Source organism: Parasphingorhabdus sp., assembly GCF_049667325.1.
Classification (GTDB): Bacteria; Pseudomonadota; Alphaproteobacteria; order Sphingomonadales; family Sphingomonadaceae; genus Parasphingorhabdus.
This window is the reverse complement of record NZ_JBATHY010000015.1, coordinates 1-3,322: the sequence shown is the minus strand read 5'-3', so window position 1 is coordinate 3,322 and position 3,322 is coordinate 1. Positions and strand designations below refer to the sequence as shown.

The 3,322-nt window shown below is 57.9% G+C and carries 3 protein-coding genes; 1 reads left to right on the top strand and 2 read right to left on the bottom strand.

Annotation, left to right across the window (positions count from 1 at the left end; translation table 11 throughout):
* Positions 1–1,136 (top strand): caspase family protein (locus WBM93_RS00665; protein ID WP_424427145.1); only part of this gene is annotated, 1,136 nt, incomplete at its 5' end.
* 25 nt (positions 1,137–1,161) lie between these two features.
* Here the strand turns inward: WBM93_RS00665 and WBM93_RS00660 are convergent.
* Both WBM93_RS00660 and WBM93_RS00655 read right to left on the bottom strand, forming a co-directional pair.
* Complete coding sequence (locus WBM93_RS00660) at positions 1,162–2,469, bottom strand: serine hydrolase (RefSeq protein ID WP_424427143.1); 1,308 nt, start codon at positions 2,467–2,469, stop codon at positions 1,162–1,164.
* A gap of 27 nt (positions 2,470–2,496) precedes the next feature.
* The coding region (locus tag WBM93_RS00655; protein ID WP_424427141.1) for a toprim domain-containing protein at positions 2,497–3,322 on the bottom strand (826 nt) is incomplete at its 5' end.

Here is a 3,322-nt window from a genome sequence, read left to right as displayed (position 1 = left end):
CTCTGGACCAGACTGTTGACGATTTCCGGCAGACCCTGCGGCGCTTTCGGGAACAGGCCAATGGCGCCGATGTCGCGCTGGTCTATTATGCCGGTCACGGCCTGGAAGGGCAGGGTGAAAACTGGCTCGTTCCCACCGATGCGGAATTGAATTCCAGCTTTGATCTGCCGTTTGAAACGATCAACCTTAACCGCCTGATGGAAACCGTCTCTGGCGCTCAGGTCCGCGTGGTGGTGCTCGACGCGTGCCGCAACAATCCCTTTGCCAACAGCTGGCGCGCCGGTTCGCGAGCGGTTGCTCGCGGCCTTGCCGGTATCGATGTCGACGATGTTCTGGTGATTTATGCGGCGGCGCCAGGACAGACTGCCAGTGATGGCGACGGGGCCAATTCCCCTTTTGCAGTCTCTCTGGCCGCGCGTCTGCCGGAAGCCGATTTGCCGTTGCAATTGCTCGGCGGCTCGGTGCGTGACGATGTCCTGAAAGCCACCGGCGGCAAGCAGCGGCCGTTCATCAGCGCAAGCATTACCGGCACGCCTGTTTATCTGGCGCCGCGAACGCCTGTCCAGGCGGCAGCGCCCGGCGCGGCTGCCTCCGCCGGTGTCAATCAGGCCGAACTGGAGGGCATTACCTGGCGCGGGGCGCTAGCCACCGATAGCGTCAGCGCGTTCAGCACCTATTTGTCACTGTTCCCGAGCGGCGAAAATGCGCCTTTGGCAGCGGCGAGAATTTCTGCGCTTCTGGCATCACCCGTAACGCTTGCAAAACCAAGTGGAACTGCAGTTGTGAGATCTGGTATAACCATCAAAATCTCCAACGTCTCGATCCAGAATGTGGATTTGACCGGACGTCTGGGGATTGGCGCCGATGATGTGTATCTTCGTTTTAACAATGGCGAACGTTTCCCGGATGCCGGTAGCAAGAACCAACGCTTTAACAAGGGCGACAATTGGGTGATCAACGAGACATTTGAACTGAGTGATCCGGTGGTTTTCAAGGTGATGGAGCATGACATGATCGGTGGCCATGATACGATTGGCACGGTTGTGGTTAGCGCAACGCCTGGCACCTATACGCAGACGATGGATGGCGATAGCAGCGAATATGTCATCACTTATGATGTAAGCGCTGCCGAATAATCGAAGCGATTTGTTCCCTCGTTGCTCATTGTTCCGCGAGCAGGTTGACCAACCGTGTCGTCAGCGCATGCAACTCGCTCTCTTGAAGCGATTGTTCTTCATTGTTCCAGTTGATTGTGACGGCATAGTTTCTGTCCGATCGAGACCGCAGCAGGAAATTATAGGCTAACACCCCGGGTTCCGATCCACCTTTATAGCCGAAATAGCTCCATTTCAGGGCCGCATCCTGACCGATGCCGGGATTGATCGCCAGGATTGCCCGGGTCTCATCGCTGGCGTTCCGGTGCAGATAGGCGAGTAGTCTCGCGATATCCGCTGGTCTCGCAAACCATTCCAGCTGATCGATGAAATTGGGCGCGCTGGTCAGGATGCGCGGGTCAATACTGTCGAGCGTCAGCGCGGGATCATATTCGGTCAACAGTCTTTCACGCGCTTTCGGATTGGCCGCGAGAAACGCGTCTCTCCGGGTGGCATGCTCAGGCATTTTCAGCGCGGACGCCTGACGTGTCATCAGAAACGGGCGCAGTTCGTCCGGATTATGATGACCAGTGGTTCTGACAATCTTGGACAAACTGTTCTGTCCAAGAACCCTGATCAATGTGTCAGTAGCGCTATTGTCGCTGATCGAGATCATCAGCGTTGCGAGCGAGTGGAGCGTGACCGGTGACCCGTCTGGCCAGTTCTGGCTTATCCCCGAGGGATGGGATTTCGGCCCCAGTCGCACGACATCGGACCATTTGCGTTCGCCCGCGCGGACAGCCCGGTCGAGCGCGGCCAGGATGTAGAGCTTGAAGCTCGAGGCGATGGCATAGCGTCCGTCGAGATCGAGTGCAGCCAGCGGAGAATGGCCATCACCATCCAGCTGCTGCACCAGCATGCCCTGGCGCCCCGGCAATGCGTCAATCGCCGCTATCACTTCATCGAGCGAGTCACCTCCGGCTTCAAAACCGGTCAGGAGAAGGCCGGAGACCCGGTGGGGAGAGGCATTTTCAAGGTCGATATTGATCGTGCCGATCGACTTTTCAAAGCGCAGCTTGATGATCGCCGAATTGGCATTGCGGGGAGTGATGGACGCGATTTGAAGCGGGTGGCCGTGCTGGGTCACAACTTGCTGGACGATCGCGCGAAACTGTGCAGGAGGCACCGCATTGCGGAAATTCTCGTCGAAAACCTGGTCTTCTATCGCTTCTCCCCGAAACAGGCGGAGCACATCATTGGCGCGCTGCGAAAGCTGCTGGGAGACGGTGGCCTCGGTCTGTGCATCAGCCTGTGTCGGTATCAATGAGCCCGAGCAGAACAACAGTACCAGAGCGAAAATATGTAGAAACCGCACCGAAATCTCCCGAAACCTGCTTCCGGCTTAGGCGTCGATAACCTCTTCATCAAGGCTGGCGGCATTTTGCTGGATGAAGTTGAAGCGATGCTCGGGGTTCTTGCCCATCAGGCGATCGACCAGATCCTTGACGCCCGCGCGCTGCTCATATTCCTGCGGCAGCGTCACCTTGAACAGCGAGCGCGTGTTCGGGTCCATCGTGGTTTCCCGCAGCTGGGACGGGTTCATTTCGCCGAGGCCCTTGAACCGGCTGACATCGACCTTCTTGCCCTTGAATGGGCCATTTTCAATTTTTTTGCGTGCCGCGTCATCCTGGGCATAATGGCTCTTGCCGCCTGAGCTAATCCGATAGAGCGGCGGGCGGGCGAGATAGAGATGCCCCTGGCGAACCAGTTCGGGCATTTCCTGAAAGAAAAAGGTCATCAGCAGGGTCGCGATATGGGCGCCGTCGACATCGGCGTCGGTCATGATGATCACCCGTTCGTAGCGCAGATTGTCGGGATCGCAATCCTTGCGCGTGCCGCAGCCGAGCGCGAGGATGAGATCGGCAATCTCGCTGTTGCCCATGATCTTGGCGTTATTGGCGGATGCAACATTAAGGATTTTACCACGGATCGGCAGGATCGCCTGGGTTTTGCGTTCCCGCGCCTGTTTTGCGGAACCGCCAGCGCTGTCGCCCTCGACAATGAACAATTCGGTGCCTTCCGGATCGCCGATCGAACAATCGGTCAGCTTGCCGGGCAGGCGGACCTTGCGGCCCGATGTCGCTGTCTTGCGCTTGACCTCGCGTTCGGCCTTGCGCTTCAGCCGTTCGTCCATCCGCTCCATGACAAAACCGAGCAGTGCCTTGCCG